Source organism: Pseudoalteromonas sp. APC 3694, from assembly GCF_030407565.1.
GTDB lineage: Bacteria > Pseudomonadota > Gammaproteobacteria > Enterobacterales > Alteromonadaceae > Pseudoalteromonas > Pseudoalteromonas tetraodonis.
In genome coordinates this window covers 12,943-31,171 of the sequence record NZ_JASDDE010000006.1, presented here as the reverse complement: position 1 = coordinate 31,171, position 18,229 = coordinate 12,943, and the positions used below count along the sequence as shown (strand labels likewise).

The following is an 18,229-nucleotide window of genomic DNA, read 5'->3' as shown; positions in this document are numbered from 1 at the left end:
TTCGAGGGAGTGATTTATGTTGAGTAAACCCATCAAAGTGCTTACCAAGGTAAGCCTTTTTATTTTTATTATCATCGTGCTTTTAGCCAGCTTTAAAAGCCATGCACAGTCGCCAAAACTATCCTTGTTTGATAGCCAAGGAGTGGCGGTTAACCCTGGGGTTATTTTAAAAAGCGATGCAAAAATGACCCTAACAGGGCTAATTAATCGTGTTGTAGTTACGCAGCACTACATAAATGAAAACCCTTTTGCCGTAAATGCACGTTATGTATTTCCTTTACCCGATGAAAGCGCCGTGCAAGCAATGACCATGCGCATTGGCGAGCGAGTTATTAAAGGTAAAATAACAAAAAAACGCCAAGCTGAAAAACAGTACCAAGCTGCCAAAAAAGCAGGCAAACAAGCTTCATTGTTGCGACAGCAACGTGCAAATATGTTTATTACAAATGTGGCAAATGTAGGGCCCGGAGAAGAAATAGCTATAACGCTTGAGTATCAAGAGATTATTGATTACCAACACGGAATCTTTGCGATTCATTTTCCAACTACAATTACGCCACGCTATCATGCAATAACAGGGGATGTTAACGATGATCAAGATAAGCATGCGATAAAAAACGCTAATGCACCTTCGTTCACTCCACAGGGTTGGTTAAGCCCTGTTTACACAAAACAAACCAATGAGGCGGCAAATGCCAGCGATTTAAGCTTAACAATTAACATGGATATAGGCTTAGAATTGGTTGATATAAACGCTAAGTACCATCAAGTTAATATTGAAAACCCTGCATTTGGGCAATACAGCATTGTGCTAAAACCACAGCAAGCCATAAATAGAGACTTTGTACTTGAGTTTAAGCCACTACAAATAGCGCAAGCGCAAGCTGCACTTTTTACTCAGCAAGCACAAAATGGTGAGCAGTATGCGTTAGCAATGTTAATGCCGCCAAGCGATAGTTTTACTCAATCTCAGCGTTTACCGCGTGAAATGGTGTTTGTAGTTGATACCTCGGGATCTATGCATGGGCAGTCTATTGAACAAGCTAAAAAAGCGCTGTTTTACGCATTATCATTATTAGATAGTGATGATAGCTTCAATATTGTCAGTTTTAATAATGAGGTTGCAGCCATGAGTGAGACCCCATTAATTGCCAGTGACTTCAATTTACGTCGCGCAGAGCGTTTTATTTATAACTTACAAGCCGATGGCGGAACTGAAATAAAAGGCGCACTTGATGCGGTACTTGATGGTACGCAGTTTGAAGGGTTTGTACGCCAAGTGGTATTTTTAACCGATGGTAGCGTAAGTAACGAAGATCAGTTATTTAAACATATTGCGCATACCTTAGGTGATAGCCGCTTATTTACCGTCGGTATTGGTAGCGCACCTAATCGCTTTTTTATGCGCCGCGCTGCTGATATAGGTAAGGGGTCTTATACCTTTATTGGTAGCACCTTTGATGTGCAGCCAAAAATGCAGCAGTTGTTTGATAAACTCGCTCACCCGGCGATGACTAATTTAGCGTTAACAAATACAAATGGAGATAGCTTAGATTTTTGGCCCTCCCCATTACCGGATCTGTATTTTGCTGAGCCTATTATGGTAGCTATTAAATTAGACACTACCGATGCAATTACTTTTACTGGGCAAACAACACATGGGGAGTTTAAGGTTAAGCTTAATTCGCAAGCAAGCTCAAAAGCCACAGGAATTGATAAGCTCTGGGCACGTCAAAAAATAAAGTCATTATTGCTATACAACCAACAAAGTGAAGTAAAACAGCAAGTGCAGCAGCTCGCGCTTGAGCATCAATTACTTAGCCCATTTACTGCGTTTATTGCCATAGAAGAGACCACTATTAAAGAAGTTGCTAAACAAACTACACAAGTGGCTAATTTAATGCCACAAGGAATGACCATGCGCTTGCCGCAAACTGATGGGCAAAGCAAAATACATATTGTGTTTGGAGCATTACTACTTCTAGGTGGTCTTTTGTTAGTAAGGCGCTGTAAATGAAAAAGTGGCTAAGCATAGGTTTACTTGCCTTGGGGCTGAGCTTGTTTGGCCATGGTGTATACATGCAGGCAAAGGCGTGGCTTGCACAAGTGTTAATAGAGCAAGCTTGGCAAACGACCCTTAAATCGCCCAATAAAAAAATTAAGCCGTGGTTTTATGCTGATAGCTACCCGGTGGCACAAATAATATGGCCAAAGCATAATAAACGACTAACCGTGCTTGATGGTGCAAGTGGTAGAAACTTAGCGTTTGCGCCGAGCCACTTTTTACCAGCAGGGGAGTTAGGTGGGGCTGATTTTGGTAATTCGCAAGGAGCACTTATTGCTGGCCACAACGATACCCACTTTGCGTTTTTAAAAAACGCTAAAGTGGGGGAGCAATTTTCTCTACAACTTAAAAATGGCCAAGTGCAGCATTATTCAGTGACTCATGTTGAGGTAATTCATCAGCACAACACCGATTTTTTGCAGCAATCAGGGTTGTATTTATTAACCTGTTACCCTTTTGATTCACTGGCCTCGGGTACCGATTTAAGGTGGTTAGTGTCGGCAGAAATATCCTCACCCGAAGTTGAGTTAGGAATATCAACCACTAGTTCTTGATGGCGTTGACTAATCATTACGCCTATAAACACCACAAATATGCTGATCCACTGGCCAAGAGTTAGTACTTCGTTGAGGATAATGGCTGACAAAATTAAAGTGAAAATAGGGATTAAATTAGAGTAAGCCGCGGCGGTTAATACCGACACTTTACTAATCGCATAGTTGTACATGCCGTACCCACCCAAAGTAACACAAGAGCCTAAGTACAATATGCTCATTAGTGCGGTTAAATCGTGTTGGTTTTCACTGGGTAGGTCAATAAATAATAAAAACGGAGCAAAAAACAAACTACCACTCACACCTTGCAGAGCAATCAATGTGAGTGGGGAATAACGGTTAGCTAAATGTTTTATACACACGGTATAAAATGCCGCGCACACCATGGCCATTAATTCTAAAAAATTCCCCAGTAATGGGTTTGGGGCTTGGCTTGAACTCGGTGAGAGCAAGGTCAGTAAAATACTGCCGCCAATACACAGCGTAAAACCCACCACAATAGCTTTACTAATATGCTCTTTGAGCATGAAAAACGCTAAAAATGCCACAATAATGGGTAAACAAGAAACAATCACTCCCGCTTGAGATGCTGAGGTGTACTCCATTGCGTGGCCTTCAAATAAAAAGTACAAACAAGGTTCTGCCAGCGACATACCTAATAAATACTTCCAATCGCCTTTTAAATATTCAAAACGAATGACGTAACGCCATAAACATAACGAAATCAGTAAAGTGGTGAGCATACGTAAAAATATCACCAAGGCCGGATCATAAATCGCAATCGCGTATTTAAGTGCAATAAAGGAGCTACCCCACAAAAAGGTGGCAATAATTAAACATAAACTGGCAGGCATAAGGTGTAATTTAATCGGTTTAATATAGTGCGATCCTAGCACGCAGAGGGGGTGCTTGAATATTTTTTACTTGTTCAAAAATACCGAACTGGTATAAATAAATTCATCATTTATTGCGCTAAGTAAAAAACATGCAAAGGGATCAGGTCGTAGTTGTAAAGCTAGGTACAAGCGTACTCACTGGCGGTACCGATAAGTTAGACAAAGCACACATGGTGGAACTGGTTCGCCAATGCTGTGAGCTAAAAAAGCAAGGTCACCAGGTTATTTTAGTTTCTAGTGGTGCGGTTGCCGCAGGTCGCGAACAGTTATTAAAACCCTGTGGGCGCACATTAATAGACAAACAAATGTTGGCCGCCATTGGACAGGGGCAGCTCATTCATATTTGGCAAAGCTTATTTGCGTTGTATGGTGTTAACGTGGGGCAAATGCTACTAACGCGCGCCGATGTTGACGACAGAGAGCGTTATTTAAATGCCCGCGATACTCTCAATGCCTTATTAAATTATGATGTTGTGCCGATCATCAATGAAAACGACGCGGTTGCTACCAGTGAAATAAAAGTAGGTGACAACGATAACTTATCGGCATTAGTTGCTATTTTGGCCAATGCCGATAAATTACTGCTACTGACCGACCAACAAGGGTTATTTACCAGCGATCCGCGCACTGACATTAACGCCACCTTGATTGACGAAGTTACTCATATTAATGATGAGTTACGCCAACTTGCGGGTGGCAGTGGTACAAACCTAGGCACAGGGGGTATGGCAACCAAACTACAGGCAGCCGATATTGCAAGAAGAGCTGGAGTTGAGGTGATTATTGCCAAAGGCGCTGATGAAAATGTGATTTTAAAATGCATGAGCGAGCAACTGCCAGGCACCCGTTTTTTAAAACTTACCGCCCCTAAAGATGGCCGAAAAAAATGGTTATTAGCAGGGCCTAAAAGTAGCGGCCAAATTTTAATTGATGCCGGTGCGGTGCATGCATTGCAATCTAAGGGCGCCAGTTTACTTGCTAAAGGCATTACGCGTGCAATAGGTGAATTTGAACGTGGAGATTTAATTAACTTAATTGATGTAAACCAGCAAATTATTGCACGCGGGTTAACGCGCTTTAGCCATCTTGAAATCAATAAAATAAAAGGCGCACACTCTAATCAAATCAGCCAATTACTTGATTACGACAGCGGCGTGGAAGTACTACACAGAGATGATATGGTGGTGTTGTAATTAAGCACTTTTTTAACGATATAGCGCAACGTATAATCCGCTTATAGTGTTGCGCTTTTTTGTGTTAAAATCTTGCACCTTAAATTTGTTGTAAAGAGTATTGAAGATGAAATTAGTTCGCTGGGTTTTAGGTTGTATCATCTTATTTTTAAATTTTGTTTTTACGCCGCGTAGCAAAAAACGTGATCCGCAAGAGCAAACTAAGCTTGATCAGCAAACCGCACAATTTAAGCTCTATCAATTCAAAGCATGCCCTTTTTGTGTAAAAGTGCGCCGTTCAATTAAGCGTGAAGGCTTAAAAATTGAAACACGCGATGCAAAAAATGATGAGCAATACCGCCAAGAGCTATTAGAGCAAGGCGGAAAAGTTAAAGTACCTTGTTTACGTATTGAGCAAGATGGCCAAGTTAAATGGCTTTATGAATCAAACGATATTATTGCTTACTTAAACAAAGTAGCCGCTTAAAATATTTATTGGTATTTCATACCATCTCACTTATTAAAAGAGACATTACCATGACAATTCGTACCCGTGTTGCTCCGTCGCCAACTGGTGACCCGCATCTTGGCACCGCTTACATTGCCTTATTTAACTACTGTTTTGCTAAACAGCAAGGCGGTGAATTTGTACTTCGTATTGAAGATACTGATCAAGTTCGCAGCACACCTGAATCTGAACAAGCCATCATGGATAGCTTACGCTGGTTAGGCCTTGAGTGGGATCATGGTCCTGATGTAGGTGGTGAGTTTGGTCCATACCGCCAATCTGAGCGCAGTGATTTATATAAAAAATACGCTCATCAGTTAGTTGAAGACGGCAAAGCATTCTACTGTTTCGCAACCAGCGAAGAACTGGACCAAATGCGTGAAGAGCAAATGGCCGAAGGTCTGCGTCCTAAATACGATGGTCGTGGTTTAAACCATACAGAAGACGAAATTAAAGCAAACCTAGCTGCTGGTAAGCCGTACGTTATTCGTATGAAAATCCCAAGCGAAGGTACCTTTAAGTTTAACGATTACCTACGCGACGAAATTGAGATCCCGTGGGAAAACGTAGACATGCAAGTGCTATTAAAAGCGGATGGCTTTCCAACGTACTTTTTAGCTAACGTGGTGGATGATCACCATATGCAAATTAGCCACATTTTCCGTGGTGAAGAGTGGATAAACTCAGCGCCTAAGCTATTAAAACTGTATGAAGATTTTGGTTGGGAAGCACCCGTACTAGGTCACTTACCATTATTGCGTAATCCAGATAAATCAAAACTGTCTAAGCGTAAAAATCCAACGTCTATTAATTACTACAAAGAAATGGGTTACTTACCAGAAGCGGTACTAAACTACTTAGGCCGTATGGGTTGGTCAATGCCTGATGAGCGTGAAAAGTTCACCCTTAATGAAATGATTGAACATTTTGACATGAAGCGTGTATCGCTTGGTGGCCCAGTATTCGACGTAGACAAGTTAAGCTGGTTAAACGGTATGTGGATCCGCGAAAACTTAACTGATGCAGAGCTAATGCAGCGTTTTGTTGACTGGAAATTTAATGGCGACATGCTGGCTAAAGTATTACCAGAAGCTAAAACGCGTATAAATACGCTCTCTGACATGGTTGATTTAGCTGGGCACTTTGTAGGCGGTATCCCGACTTACGACCCAGCGCTATTAACAGCCGGTAAAGCTGACGAAGATGTTATTCGCCAAGCATTACAATTTTTTGTATGGCAGTTAGAAGGCTTACGTAGCTTTGAAAAGCCAGCTATTTTTGCAATTGCAAAAGAAGTAGCCACCTTCCACGAGCTTAAAATTAAAGACTTCTTAGAGCCTATATTTGTGGCTATTACCGGCAAAACATCATCAACTTCGGTATTAGATGCAATGGAGATTTTAGGGTCTGACCTATCGCGTGCACGTTTACGTGTTGCGCTTGCCCATTTAGGTATTTCTAAAAAGCAGGCTAAAAAAATAGAACGCGCATACCGCGATTACCCAAGTGCGTAATCGCGTATACAGATTCAAAAGCCGCTTAATTTAAGCGGCTTTTTTGTGCCTGTAATTCTAAGATGGAGTTGCCAGCATAGGGTAAGTAAATAAGAAAAAATGAAACACGTTAACGAGCCAATGACATAAAATGGCCCATTCTAATCGGCTAGTTTTATAGTAAATATAGCCATAACCAAAACCTGCTACGGCCGCCACAAGCATATAATGAGTACCCGCTGAAAAGTGTGCTAGCGAAAATACACAAGTACTGATCACCGGTGCCAGTAATGCAAACCTGCTCGGGGTTATTAGTTTTGAAAGCTTAGTTTGTATCACTCCTCTAAATAATGCCTCTTCTGCAACGCAGGTAAAAAGTAGGTTGATGGCTATAAATAGCAACCAAAATTCAGGCACTTTTGGTGCAAATTCAACAAGGTTTAACGTTAAAGCAGTTATAAGCGCCGCTAAAATAGTGATAATTATGATTAAAGCAGGGTAGCCGATAGTCACTGGCTTTGCCGTTTTATTTTTTGCAAAAAAATAAGCGGCCAGCATTAAACCCGCTAATGCTTTATCAAAATTAGCATACAGGGTAAATGCAATTGCGTTACTGGTGACTTGTTCATTAACAACAATTGGCAGGTTATTAAAACCCGCAAACCAATGTAAGGCTAACCCGAGTGAGGCTGTTATAAATAAAGACGTTAGAACATTACGTTTTAATGCTGAGGTTGCTAATAGCGTAAAGTGAAACAATCCCACATAAACAGCTATAACAGCAACCGCGTTTAAATTTATATATTCTTGATAATAGGCAGTAATAACACTTAGCAGCAATAAGTATTGCCATAATGGTTGGCGAAATACAGTGAGTTTACACTGTGGGAAAACACATAAAATAGCGGCAGCTAAAAAGTAAAAAGTCATTGGCAAATACAGCTTGTTGTTTGATAGAGGGAATGAGTGAAAACGAATTACATAGCGTTATAGTCTCAATTAGATAATTTTGAGCTATTAATAATTATAGGCTTGTCCGCTACAAATAACGGCTAAATCACAATTGTAGCGGGATACTGATTGGCACTGCTCTAGTGTAAATGCATTGCCACCTAAATAAAGCACATCGTTTTTAAGGGATTCTATAGCTTGTGATTTCAAACGGTTATAGCTAATTGAGGATGTTCGCGTATCATCTGATACATCGCAGCTTTCGCCTTTTATTCCACCAAGGGGGCTTGCACCTCTATCGAGAGCGTCCTGAACACTGTAAAACTGCTCTAGGCCACGTTTTTTGATGTGGCTTGAAACGTGTTCTGATAAAACCTCGTCGTCGATATTGGTTGTGTAAGTAACGTTATTACAGCCAGTTAAAAATGAAACCGCGCATATTAATAAAGAAAAATACTTCATTAGTTAATCCCTTAAACTCGTATTTGCCTAATTTACTTAGTAAATTAGCGAGTTGCAAATTATCATTTTTCGCCTTTATTAAACAGATTCGACCTCTCAAGATTTTTTTTCTGGTAGTATAGCTAGGTTATAAGCAGTTTAAGCAGTGAACACACTATGTTAAGTCCTTACTATCAGCAGCATGCTGATTATGTTTCAATTTCTCGTGAGCAAGGTTGTCGCTTTGCTAAATGTGTAGCCGACGACTACAACCCGCTTCATGATAAAGACGCTAAAAAGTTTTGCGCACCAGGAGACTTACTTTTTTCTCTAGTGTTAGACCGCTATGGCATTAGTGAGCGAATGGAGTTTACCTTTGCCGGTATGGTTGATGAAAATACCAAGCTAAATTTTCCAGAACAACCAGGAGAAGAGTTTGATGTAAACCATGGCGAAAAAGTAATTTTAAAGGTTAAACGCGACGGTAAAACCAGTAAATGCCCAACACTTACAAACAGTTTAATAAAAAATTATGTTGAGTTCTCAGGTGCTGCGTTCCCGCATGTAATTATTCCTTTAATGGGCAAGCAAGAGGTAATGATAAATCCTGCGCGCCCTATGATTATTTATGAATCAATGATAATTAATCTTAATAATATTGATATTAAATCACCGACCCTTGAGTTCGCAGAGCCAAGCTTTGAATACGCTGGTAAACGCGGCAAAATAACCTTGCGCTTTAATTTACTCGAAAACGGCGAAAAGGTGGGTTTTGGTGAAAAACACATGGTGGTATCGGGTATTCGTGAATACTGTCAAAGCACCGTAGATGATTTAATTGCATTTTATAATGAACGTAAAGCCACATTAAAACCAGCTTAAATACTTCATTTTATATAGGCGCTATTTAGCGCCTTTTTTATTACTAAAGCTCAGGTATAATAGCGTTCTTTGTTATTTTAAAGCCAAGCTTATGTCTGCCACATCGTTCTCATCACTAGCCCTAGACCCGTTACTATTAACGGCAATAGAGCAAAATAATTACACTACGCCTACCGCCATTCAGCACAAAACGATACCGCCAATTTTAGCGGGCAAAGACGTTATGGGCAGCGCTCAAACTGGTACTGGTAAAACTGCCGCGTTTGTTTTGCCGCTATTACATAAGCTTTTAAATTCCGCTAAAAAAGACGAACCAGGCATTGCCCGTGTGGTTATTTTAACGCCCACTAGGGAGCTTGCTCAGCAAGTATTTGCAAGCTTTGAAAAATACGCACAAGGTGCAGATATAAAAGGTGCACTTGCCTATGGTGGCGCAAGCATTGGCCCACAAATCAAAGCACTTAAAACAGCGCAAGTAATAGTGGCAACGCCAGGGCGCTTACTTGATCACATAGTGAAGGGCAGTGTGGTGCTTTCAAGCGTGGACTCTTTAGTATTTGATGAAGCAGACCGTATGCTTGATATGGGTTTTATTGACGAAATTAGACGAATACTGCGTCATATCCCAGGCGATCGTCAAACCTTACTGTTTTCCGCCACCTTTGATGACAGTGTATTTGAGCTGAGTAAAAAATTGCTCAAAGACCCTGAGCTTATTGAAGTTGATAAGCGTAACTCTGCTGCTGTAGAGGTTGAACAAGTTATTTACGCAGTAGATGAAGACAGAAAGCGCGAACTGGTATCGCACATGATTGGCATGAAAAACTGGCGCCAAGTACTTATATTCACCCGCACAAAACAAATGGCCGATAAGCTTGCTAAAGAAATGTGTAAAGATGGTTTAAAAACCGAATCTATTCATGGTGATAAATCACAAGGTGCTCGCGACCGCGCTCTTCATAACTTCAAAGAAGGCAGTACACGTGTTTTAGTAGCCACCGATGTAGCTGCGCGCGGTTTAGACATACCGGCACTTAAATACGTAATTAACTTTGAATTGCCATACATAGCTGAAGATTATGTACATCGTATTGGCCGTACAGGACGAGCTGGCGAACAAGGCCTTGCTATGTCATTAGTGAGTCTTGATGAGCAATGGCTACTTGAAGAAATTGAAGTACTGCTTGATACGCGTTTAGCCCCACAATGGCTTGAAGGCTATGAGCCCGACTTAAATAAGCCGCCTAAAGATAACCGCAAAAACACTAACAAAGCGCGTAAAGATCGCGATAAAAAACGTATTACAGGGCAAAGAGCGCCGAATAGAAGACGCAAATAAAAGCTTAGGACTTCATTTAATAGGCAGCTAAGAGTGAACATCGGTCATTGAGATTGGCTGAATATCGTCGTTAATTAATTAGCTAAAAAATCACATCTAGGTGTGTATTCAATATAAAAAGGATTTACAAAACTGTTATGAAAAAAGCTTTAGTTGTTGCAGTAATATTACTAAGTGGTTGTTCTGTTAAACCAATTCAATATGATTTAACTGGGAACTACTCAGGAAAACCAATTACGGTTCAAAAGAATATTCCAACCATATCTGTTAGTGATTTTACATATGAACCTCATCGAAATATAAGCCAATATATGACATCTGGCTTTGGCTGCCTACTGTGCAATGCTGATGGAAGTCATCAGGCATTTGTATATCAGCAACCGGTTAAAAATATTATACAATCTGAAGTGAAAATTGCTTTCAAAGAGATTTCAGCTGGTAAAAATAGTGAAAAATGCACATTGACAGGGCAAATACATGCTGTCGGTTGGGATAGCATTAATGGAGATACGACGGTTGATCTTACTTACATTTTAAAAATACAAGACTCTGCTGAGTATGTTAAAAGGATCAGGGGTGTCTATGATGCTGGTATTTTTGAAATGCAAAAAGTTGATAAGTTTTGGGCAAAGCCAACACGAAAAACTGTCCAAGAATTGGTTTGGGATAATGATTTCTTAAATATTGTAAATAAAAAGTGTATATAAAATAGTAGCATAATAAGTTGCTCAAACGGAAAAATAACAGTTGGCTGCGGCTCGTCCCTCGCGCATTATAGCGAACCATTATTTTCCGCTTAGCAAGGCGTTAGTTGCCTTATTAACATCGCATGTTCAATTTGCTGTACAACTATGTGAGTGAAGACTATACTTGTTCCATTAAATGTACATGTTGAGGTTCTTATGAGAATCGTATCTTTTACTGAAGCTAGAAATGGTCTGAAAGCTGTTTTGGACGGTGTAGTTAATGATGCTGATACAACAGTAATTACACGCCGTGATTCTGAAGATGCTGTGGTTATGTCTTTAGACTACTACAACAGCCTTATGGAAACAGTTCACTTACTACGCTCTCCTCAAAATGCTGAACACTTAAACCGTTCGATAGCACAATACCGTGCTGGTAAAACAACAGCACGAGAGTTAATTGATGAGTAGTAGTCAACGTTTATTGTCGTGGACAGATGACGCTTGGGATGACTACCTGTATTGGCAAACTCAAGACAAGAAGACACTCAAGCGCATCAATAAACTTATCAATGATGTAAAGCGCTCGCCATTTGAGGGAATCGGTAAACCAGAGCCACTAAAAGAGAATCTATCTGGTTTTTGGTCTCGTCGTATTGATGATACTAATAGGCTTGTTTACGCAGTCGATGATCAAGCAATAACGATAATCTCGTGTCGTTACCACTACTAAATTAGGTTCAGCGATCTGGCATCTAACAAAGCATTTAAGAGTGATTCGCAACGCTTGGCGTTTTCGCTTCGCTCAAGTATAGCCAAGCGTCGCTCACACCTTAATGCGGCGTTACCAATGACCGCCCATGGCACTCAGCCGATAGTCGGTATAGAGTGGTTTAACTTATAGTATAAAGCAGTTATATATCGCTAACGTGGTAAATTAGATTGTTTCTGGTAAATTCATTATTTTGTCGGATGGCGAGGCTCCGCCACTTATCCGACCTACGTCAAAATGTAGGTTGGTTAAGCCGAAGGCGCCACCCAACAGGCTTTCAAATTCACTTTTTATCCGCTCATGGCACAAATGCGACTGTCAGCTTTGATAAAGTCCTACAGTTTAAACCTGACAGACTTATTAAAATAAACGAAGCTAACCACTTGAATTGGCTTATTCTATGTCGCTTATTATTGTTGCCCGAACCCCGAACCCCGAACCCCGCAATTAAGCTATTAGCTTCTCCGCAAGGTTGAGTTCCATCGTTGCTTTTAATAAACGGTATAAGTTAATTGATGCGTCTATTTCTTCTTTACGATTGGTTAAGCTTTCAATATTTAAACCCAGTGGTACACCTAAGTGGGCACAGCTTTTTAAAATTGAGTCGAGATTTTCACGACAAATACGTACCGATTCGCTTAGTGTATTTTCCGAATCAAGCATGCGCCATTTAGTTGCCTCTGGCACTGAGATACCTAGCCATTGCATAAACTCTAAGGTTTTTTCACCACCACAAGGCGTAAAGGTCAATATAATCCGATTAGGTGTTAGGCCTTGTGCTTTGCATGTGCGCGCATAACTGGTTATTAAATCTATGGTTGCTTGTGCATTGTAAACGGCTTGAGAGATAAAAAACTGGCACCCTTGTGCTGTTTTTTCTATTAATCGTTGGTGCTCGTTGCGCTTATTGGCATGGCGCTCAGCAATGGTTACGCCACCTAAAAAGAAGTCTTCAGACTGCTCTGCCAGTGTTTTGTAGGCATTCGGTAAGCTCAGCTTTATATCACCCGCTGATGAAGGGCTACCCACTAGCACCACGTTTTTTAAATCGTAGTCATTTTTAGTTTCATCTAACCACGCTTTAAACTCACTCACACCGCGCTGAGCTACACTTTTATAAGTAATTACATCAAGATCAGATAAGCCTCGTAAGAGTTGGCTGTACTCGCGCGGATCAACTGTTTGCTTAAATGCAAATGGACGCGCTTGCTCTGTACGGCTGCTTTCATCTTGAATGTCATAAATAATTACGCCGTCATATTCAATTTCGTGTAAACGGCCTAATAACTTTTCGGCAATGACTTTTAATTGCGCTTTATCAGTCCCAATTTTTGGCGGTGTTGTGCCAATTAGGTAAACACCTTGGTTGGTGTCCTGTATTTTTTCTTGAAGTGATAAAGCCATAATCCTCATTCCAGCTTAATTTGTGATGATGGATTTAATATAGCAGCCATTTAGACGTCTAGATAGATTTATTTATTGAAAGTTTCTCAACTAACGTGAATTATTTTCATAGTTAAACCAAGTTACCAGCAATAACTGACACAGTTGTTTACATAATTAATAGGCTTAGGGCTCTTATATTTAATTACTTTACGGCATACTTAGTTTGGTAAATGTTTTAAAAATTGCTCAATTTAAAAAGGGATAACAATGAAGTTTAAATTATTGGCAACTAGCCTAGCGGTATCGCTGGCCTTAACAGGTTGTGCTATGCAGCAAAGTCAAAACACGCAAACAGCAGCTCAACAAGAACAAGTTAATAAAGCAGATGAGCGTGTTTTTTCACAAGATTACCTAATAGAAGAGCTAGATAACGGCTTGCGCGTTATGGTAGTTAAAACCGATTACCCAGATGTAGTATCGCTACAAATACCTGTATCTGTTGGCTCGCGTAATGAAGTGGAAGCAGGTAAAACTGGTTTTGCTCACTTTTTTGAACACATGATGTTTAAAGGGTCTGAAAAGTTTCCGCAAGATGTGTATTCAGATATTCTAAAAAATTCAGGAGTTGATAACCGCGCCTACACAACTAACGATTACACTAACTACCACTTAAATTTTTCAAAACAGCATCTTGATAAAGTACTTGAGATTGAAGCTGATATTTTTCAAAACTTAAGCTACACCGAAGAACAATTTAGAACCGAAGCGCTTACCGTTAAAGGCGAATACTTAAAAAATAATGCCAGTCCAATTCGTAAATTATTAAGTGCGGTACGCCAAGAAGCGTTCGATAAACATACCTATAAACACACTACTATGGGCTTTTTTGAAGATATTGAAGCCATGCCAGATCAAATGGCCTACGGTAAAGAATTTTTTGATAAGTTTTATAAGCCTGAATATGTATCGCTTGTGATTGTTGGTGATGTTGCTCCAAAAGAGACCATGGCGATGGTTAAAAAACACTGGGGTAACTGGCAAAAAGGCGACTATGTTGCTGATATTCCAAAAGAGCCAACTCAGCAAGCGCCAAAATATGTGCATAAACAAAACGAAGGGTTACCAGGTCATTGGTTACTTGTGTCGTATAAAGGGGCTGCATGGGAGCCTCAGAAAAAAGACAGAGCCGCATTAGATTTACTGTCGCAGCTTTATTTTTCTAGCAATTCAGATATTTACCAAGAGCTGGTAGTAGAAAAGCAAATCGCGAGTCAAATGTTTACCTATAACCCAGAGACAAAAGATCCAGGGTTACTGCATGTATTTGTAAAAGTTGAAAATGCCGATGATTTAGCCACAGTGCGTGATGCTATAAACCGTACGTATGCCAAAGCGCGTACCGAGTTGGTTGATAGCCAAAAACTCAGCGATTTAAAGTCTAATCTTAAATACAGCTTTATAAATGGTTTAGATTCATCGCAAGCAATTGCCTCTACACTTGCCAGCTATATGCATTTTGAGCGCGATCCTGAGGTAATTAATCAGCTGTATAAATCGGCAGACAATATCACTAGCGAAGATATTAGAGCCGTTGCCAATAAGTATTTTGTTGATAATGCCCGCACCACAATTACTATGTCGGCACTTGATAAAGCCCCTGGTTTTGAACAAGAAAGCGATTTAAATGCCTTGGTAGCAAAATATCAGCAAGCACCGACTAAGCCAATCTTTAAGGTGCTTGATAAAACCAATAGCTCGCCGTTAATCGATATTAACTTATTATTTAATACCGGTGCCGCTGCCGATCCGCAGGGTAAAAAAGGCGTAGCGGCACTCACTGCCGCAATGCTAGCGCAAGGTGGCTCAACCTCAATGAGTTACAAAGATATTAAAAAGGCAATGTATCCGCTGGCGGGTAGCTTTGGTTATCAAATAGATAAAGAAATGCTGTCGTTCCAAGGGCGTATTCATAAAGATAATGCTGCTCAGTGGTATGCCTTAGTGAGTGAGCAGCTGTTAAGCCCAGGCTTTAGAGAAGATGACTTTAAACGTCTGAAAAAAGAAATGATCGATGGCATTAAGTCGGGTTTAAAAGCCTCTAATGATGAAGAGTTGGGTAAAGAAGTGCTCTACAGCGTACTTTATAAAGGTCACCCTTATGAAAGCTATAACTACGGTGACTTATCAGATTTAGAAGCGCTCACTCTTGATGATGTTAAAGCGTTTTATAATGCTGAACTTACACAAGCTAAACTTACTGTGGGTTTAATTGGTGCAGTGCCTGAAAAACTCAAAGCACAAATGTTAGCTGACTTGGCGACACTTCCAAAAGGCGAACAAAGCCGCTTAACAATCCCTGATGCGCCAGAGCTTAAAGGTCATCATGCAACGATTGTTGAAAAGTCAGCGCAATCAACGGCTGTGTCGTTCGGGTTCCCTATTGATACCATTCGTAGCAGCGAAGACTGGACCGCATTGTGGTTAGTGCGCTCGTACTTTGGTGAGCATCGCAGTTCTAACAGTTACTTGTACGAACGTATTCGTCAAACGCGTGGTATGAATTACGGTGATTACGCCTACATTGAATACTTCCCTCGAGGTATGTTTCAAACTAAACCGGATGCAAACTTAGGGCGCTCGGAGCAAATATTCCAGGTGTGGCTACGTCCACTGCGCTCAAACAACGATGCGCATTTTGCTACCCGTACCGCATTATTTGAACTAGATAAGCTAATTAAAAATGGCATGACTGAGGCTGATTTTGAAGCCACACGTAACTTTTTAATTAACTTTGTGCCACAAATGGTTGCTAGTCAAAATCGCCAGTTAGGTTATGCGCTAGATAGCAAGTTTTATAACACCGATAGTTTTGTAAACTACGTCACAAGCAAACTGAAAACATTGACTGTTGACGATGTAAATCGAGTGATTAAAGATAACCTACAAACTGAGAATATTCACTATGTGTTTGTTACCGGTGATGGTGAAGATATGCAAAAACGTTTAGCAACTATGCAAACCTCGCCTATGGTGTATAACACCGATAAGCCTGCCGAGTTAGTGGCTGAAGATAAGGTAATTGCTGATTATAAACTGGCAATACCAGCGAAAAATATTGAAGTAGTAAAGGTGGATAAAGTATTTCAATAACTTAAGTTTTTAAGTATTAAAAAAAGCCCCTGTGCTGTAAGCATTGGGGCATTTTTATATTTTATTAGTTACTAATTAATAGTACTGAGGCTGCACCAAGAGCAAAACTAATAACAGAGCTAATAATCAAACCTGCAATAAAACTTTTAGATGGGCTGTTATTGGCATCATTTTGGTTGTTTTCATCAAGCTTAATAAGCTCACCTTGGCGTACTTCAAATACCGCACATAAGGCCATGGTGGTTTCTTTTGAGGCTGCACCTTCTTTTTCTACTCGTTGAATGGTTCGCAAGCTTACATCGCAGGCATCGGCAAGCTGTTGTTGTGTCCAATCGAATGTGTGCCTAAGCGACTTTACCGTTGTAGGGTTTAATTGCATGTTAAAGTTTTCCTACAATTAGCTCTACGACTGTTGCAGTGGTATAGCCAAATACTGCACCACCTAATGCACAGCCTAGAATAAAAAAAGCCGCTTTTTTAGGATCGCTAGGAAGACTACTTTGAACTTGCTTGGCAAGCACTTCTTGATCTTTATATAGAGTGCACTCAAGTCGTCCTGTGAGTATATTGAGCATGTCAAATTTCACTTGGTACTGCGAATTTTCAAAATCAAATGTGTGTGAGCTTTTTATATTAACACTGCGCCTGCTGCTAACTAAGTCATCGTTAATATAGACTTCTTCTTTACCTGTAAAGTAGCTTCCAAAACAGGCTATTTGGTTATCGCCATCTTGAAAGTAAAATTTATAGCCTAATTTTTTTGTATTTAATATGTCGTTTTTCATCATCGTTATCCTTGTTGAGTTGATGATGCTAATTTAGCGTTTATTATTATTTTTTACGCCGTCAGCAGTACGCCAGTGGCTATTTTGGCACATGACACACGTGCTGTCATATATTGTTATTTATTGATTTTTATTAACTTATTTTATTTTTGTACAAATGGTTAAACCTGCCTAGCTGTCATATAGTATGGCTTTGAAAAAGTAATCTAAACCCTAGTTATATCTAATAACTAGAACAAATAACGAAGGGATTAACACCTAGGCGCCTAAATCCGTTAGAATTGGCGGTAGGCTCTTTGTAATAACTTAAGGCAGTATTATGCGTCATGAAATTTGGCAACAGCTTCGTAGTGAAGCAAATGAAGTAGTAACTCGTGAACCCCTTTTAGCGAGCCATGTGTATTCGTGTATTTTAAATCATGAGTGCTTAGGGTCGGCATTGAGTTTTATTGTTGCTAACAAGCTAGCTGATGCTGTGGTTTCTGCTTTTACAATCCGTGAGTTGTTTGACCAAGCTTTTGTAAAGTGTGACCGCATGCTGACACATGTTGCTCATGATATTAAAGCAGTAAAAGATCGTGACCCTGCCGCCGAAACCTACCTTACTGTGATTTTAAATTTAAAAGGGTTTCACGCGATACAAGCACACCGTTTAGCAAACTGCTTATGGCAACAAAACCGTAAAGAGCTTGCACGCTTTATTCAAAGCCGTACCTCAGAGGTGTTTGGGGTTGATATTCACCCTGCATGTAAAGTCGGCCAAGGCATCATGTTTGACCATGCCACCGGTATTGTAATTGGCGAAACCGCCGTAATTGAAGATAATGTATCTATATTACAATCGGTTACATTAGGTGGTACGGGTAACGAACAAGGCGATCGCCACCCTAAAATCAGAGCGGGCGTACTTATTGGTGCAGGCGCTAAAGTGTTGGGTAATATTGAAGTGGGCGAGGGCGCACGTATTGGTGCAGGCTCTGTGGTACTAAGCCCTGTGCCGCCTCACACAACTGCTGTTGGCGTACCTGCAAAAATTATTGGTCGCCCTGATTGTGAGTGCCCGGCAGAAAGTATGAACCAAAACTTTTTAGAATATCCCGAGCCAGAAAACGAATCGCACACCAGTGCAATGCTTTAATTTTTGAGTAC

At 40.4% G+C, this 18,229-nt stretch carries 18 protein-coding genes; 12 read left to right on the top strand and 6 right to left on the bottom strand.

Going from position 1 to position 18,229, the window contains the following annotated elements:
• The first annotated feature begins 16 nt into the window (after positions 1–16).
• Positions 17–2,017 (top strand): marine proteobacterial sortase target protein, encoded by a 2,001-nt coding sequence (locus tag QMA00_RS03670; protein ID WP_076920704.1) that lies wholly within the window; start codon positions 17–19, stop codon positions 2,015–2,017.
• Positions 2,014–2,619, top strand: a complete 606-nt coding sequence (locus QMA00_RS03665) for a class GN sortase (protein ID WP_033102850.1) — start codon at positions 2,014–2,016, stop codon at positions 2,617–2,619. Before QMA00_RS03670 ends, QMA00_RS03665 begins: the two co-directional genes overlap by 4 nt.
• On the opposite strand, the gene QMA00_RS03660 is transcribed toward QMA00_RS03665, so the two are convergent.
• Positions 2,514–3,473, bottom strand: a complete 960-nt coding sequence (locus QMA00_RS03660) for a DMT family transporter (RefSeq protein WP_033102849.1) — start codon at positions 3,471–3,473, stop codon at positions 2,514–2,516. The genes QMA00_RS03665 and QMA00_RS03660 overlap by 106 nt on opposite strands.
• Before the next feature lie 131 nt (positions 3,474–3,604).
• Between QMA00_RS03660 and proB the strand changes: the two genes are divergently transcribed.
• The 3 genes from proB (at position 3,605) to gltX (ending at position 6,709) form a co-directional block, all read left to right on the top strand.
• On the top strand, positions 3,605–4,708 hold the full coding sequence (proB, locus tag QMA00_RS03655; RefSeq protein ID WP_076920703.1) for a glutamate 5-kinase: 1,104 nt from the start codon (positions 3,605–3,607) through the stop codon (positions 4,706–4,708).
• Positions 4,709–4,814: 106 nt separating this feature from the next.
• A complete protein-coding gene (locus tag QMA00_RS03650) occupies positions 4,815–5,174 on the top strand; it encodes a glutaredoxin (protein WP_076920702.1) in 360 nt (119 codons plus the stop codon).
• 50 nt (positions 5,175–5,224) lie between these two features.
• Positions 5,225–6,709, top strand: coding sequence for a glutamate--tRNA ligase (gene gltX, locus QMA00_RS03645; RefSeq protein WP_008111109.1), 1,485 nt, complete (start codon positions 5,225–5,227; stop codon positions 6,707–6,709).
• A 57-nt stretch (positions 6,710–6,766) separates the two neighbouring features.
• On the opposite strand, the gene QMA00_RS03640 is transcribed toward gltX, so the two are convergent.
• Together QMA00_RS03640 and QMA00_RS03635 are read right to left on the bottom strand one after the other, a co-directional pair.
• Positions 6,767–7,618 (bottom strand): CPBP family intramembrane glutamic endopeptidase, encoded by an 852-nt coding sequence (locus QMA00_RS03640; protein WP_076920701.1) that lies wholly within the window; start codon positions 7,616–7,618, stop codon positions 6,767–6,769.
• A gap of 87 nt (positions 7,619–7,705) precedes the next feature.
• Positions 7,706–8,101: a hypothetical protein gene (locus QMA00_RS03635; RefSeq protein ID WP_010387677.1), complete on the bottom strand. Its 396-nt coding sequence runs from the start codon at positions 8,099–8,101 to the stop codon at positions 7,706–7,708.
• A gap of 156 nt (positions 8,102–8,257) precedes the next feature.
• Between QMA00_RS03635 and QMA00_RS03630 the strand changes: the two genes are divergently transcribed.
• The 5 genes from QMA00_RS03630 (at position 8,258) to QMA00_RS03610 (ending at position 11,720) form a co-directional block, all read left to right on the top strand.
• Positions 8,258–8,962, top strand: a complete 705-nt coding sequence (locus QMA00_RS03630; RefSeq protein ID WP_016900441.1) for a DUF3581 domain-containing protein — start codon at positions 8,258–8,260, stop codon at positions 8,960–8,962.
• 91 nt (positions 8,963–9,053) lie between these two features.
• Positions 9,054–10,301: a DEAD/DEAH box helicase gene (locus QMA00_RS03625; RefSeq protein WP_076920699.1), complete on the top strand. Its 1,248-nt coding sequence runs from the start codon at positions 9,054–9,056 to the stop codon at positions 10,299–10,301.
• 137 nt (positions 10,302–10,438) lie between these two features.
• Entirely contained in the window at positions 10,439–11,008 is a 570-nt protein-coding gene (locus QMA00_RS03620; protein ID WP_076920696.1) for a hypothetical protein, read from the top strand.
• A gap of 195 nt (positions 11,009–11,203) precedes the next feature.
• Positions 11,204–11,458 (top strand): type II toxin-antitoxin system prevent-host-death family antitoxin, encoded by a 255-nt coding sequence (locus QMA00_RS03615; RefSeq protein ID WP_005526636.1) that lies wholly within the window; start codon positions 11,204–11,206, stop codon positions 11,456–11,458.
• Positions 11,451–11,720, top strand: a complete 270-nt coding sequence (locus QMA00_RS03610; RefSeq protein ID WP_005464459.1) for a Txe/YoeB family addiction module toxin — start codon at positions 11,451–11,453, stop codon at positions 11,718–11,720. The genes QMA00_RS03615 and QMA00_RS03610 overlap by 8 nt, the downstream gene beginning before the upstream one ends.
• Before the next feature lie 486 nt (positions 11,721–12,206).
• On the opposite strand, the gene QMA00_RS03605 is transcribed toward QMA00_RS03610, so the two are convergent.
• Positions 12,207–13,163, bottom strand: a complete 957-nt coding sequence (locus QMA00_RS03605; protein WP_008110265.1) for a hypothetical protein — start codon at positions 13,161–13,163, stop codon at positions 12,207–12,209.
• Positions 13,164–13,412: 249 nt separating this feature from the next.
• On the opposite strand from QMA00_RS03605, the gene QMA00_RS03600 reads away from it, so the two are divergent.
• Positions 13,413–16,295, top strand: a complete 2,883-nt coding sequence (locus QMA00_RS03600; RefSeq protein ID WP_290156058.1) for a M16 family metallopeptidase — start codon at positions 13,413–13,415, stop codon at positions 16,293–16,295.
• Positions 16,296–16,359: 64 nt separating this feature from the next.
• On the opposite strand, the gene QMA00_RS03595 is transcribed toward QMA00_RS03600, so the two are convergent.
• Together QMA00_RS03595 and QMA00_RS03590 are read right to left on the bottom strand one after the other, a co-directional pair.
• Positions 16,360–16,674, bottom strand: a complete 315-nt coding sequence (locus QMA00_RS03595) for a helix-turn-helix transcriptional regulator (RefSeq protein WP_024602110.1) — start codon at positions 16,672–16,674, stop codon at positions 16,360–16,362.
• A gap of 1 nt (position 16,675) precedes the next feature.
• Positions 16,676–17,083, bottom strand: coding sequence for a hypothetical protein (locus QMA00_RS03590; protein ID WP_013465705.1), 408 nt, complete (start codon positions 17,081–17,083; stop codon positions 16,676–16,678).
• Between the two features lie 316 nt (positions 17,084–17,399).
• Here QMA00_RS03590 and cysE point away from each other — a divergent pair, with 316 nt between their 5' ends.
• On the top strand, positions 17,400–18,218 hold the full coding sequence (gene cysE, locus QMA00_RS03585) for a serine O-acetyltransferase (protein WP_010387694.1): 819 nt from the start codon (positions 17,400–17,402) through the stop codon (positions 18,216–18,218).
• Positions 18,219–18,229: the final 11 nt, after the last annotated feature.

Coding starts and splice junctions, on each gene's coding strand:
- QMA00_RS03670 (WP_076920704.1), top strand. CDS start 17: ATGTTGAGTAAACCCATCAAAGTGCTTACCAAGGTAAGCCTTTTTATT.
- QMA00_RS03665 (WP_033102850.1), top strand. CDS start 2,014: ATGAAAAAGTGGCTAAGCATAGGTTTACTTGCCTTGGGGCTGAGCTTG.
- QMA00_RS03660 (WP_033102849.1), bottom strand. CDS start 3,473: ATGCCTGCCAGTTTATGTTTAATTATTGCCACCTTTTTGTGGGGTAGC.
- proB (WP_076920703.1), top strand. CDS start 3,605: ATGCAAAGGGATCAGGTCGTAGTTGTAAAGCTAGGTACAAGCGTACTC.
- QMA00_RS03650 (WP_076920702.1), top strand. CDS start 4,815: ATGAAATTAGTTCGCTGGGTTTTAGGTTGTATCATCTTATTTTTAAAT.
- gltX (WP_008111109.1), top strand. CDS start 5,225: ATGACAATTCGTACCCGTGTTGCTCCGTCGCCAACTGGTGACCCGCAT.
- QMA00_RS03640 (WP_076920701.1), bottom strand. CDS start 7,618: ATGACTTTTTACTTTTTAGCTGCCGCTATTTTATGTGTTTTCCCACAG.
- QMA00_RS03635 (WP_010387677.1), bottom strand. CDS start 8,101: ATGAAGTATTTTTCTTTATTAATATGCGCGGTTTCATTTTTAACTGGC.
- QMA00_RS03630 (WP_016900441.1), top strand. CDS start 8,258: ATGTTAAGTCCTTACTATCAGCAGCATGCTGATTATGTTTCAATTTCT.
- QMA00_RS03625 (WP_076920699.1), top strand. CDS start 9,054: ATGTCTGCCACATCGTTCTCATCACTAGCCCTAGACCCGTTACTATTA.
- QMA00_RS03620 (WP_076920696.1), top strand. CDS start 10,439: ATGAAAAAAGCTTTAGTTGTTGCAGTAATATTACTAAGTGGTTGTTCT.
- QMA00_RS03615 (WP_005526636.1), top strand. CDS start 11,204: ATGAGAATCGTATCTTTTACTGAAGCTAGAAATGGTCTGAAAGCTGTT.
- QMA00_RS03610 (WP_005464459.1), top strand. CDS start 11,451: ATGAGTAGTAGTCAACGTTTATTGTCGTGGACAGATGACGCTTGGGAT.
- QMA00_RS03605 (WP_008110265.1), bottom strand. CDS start 13,163: ATGGCTTTATCACTTCAAGAAAAAATACAGGACACCAACCAAGGTGTT.
- QMA00_RS03600 (WP_290156058.1), top strand. CDS start 13,413: ATGAAGTTTAAATTATTGGCAACTAGCCTAGCGGTATCGCTGGCCTTA.
- QMA00_RS03595 (WP_024602110.1), bottom strand. CDS start 16,674: ATGCAATTAAACCCTACAACGGTAAAGTCGCTTAGGCACACATTCGAT.
- QMA00_RS03590 (WP_013465705.1), bottom strand. CDS start 17,083: ATGATGAAAAACGACATATTAAATACAAAAAAATTAGGCTATAAATTT.
- cysE (WP_010387694.1), top strand. CDS start 17,400: ATGCGTCATGAAATTTGGCAACAGCTTCGTAGTGAAGCAAATGAAGTA.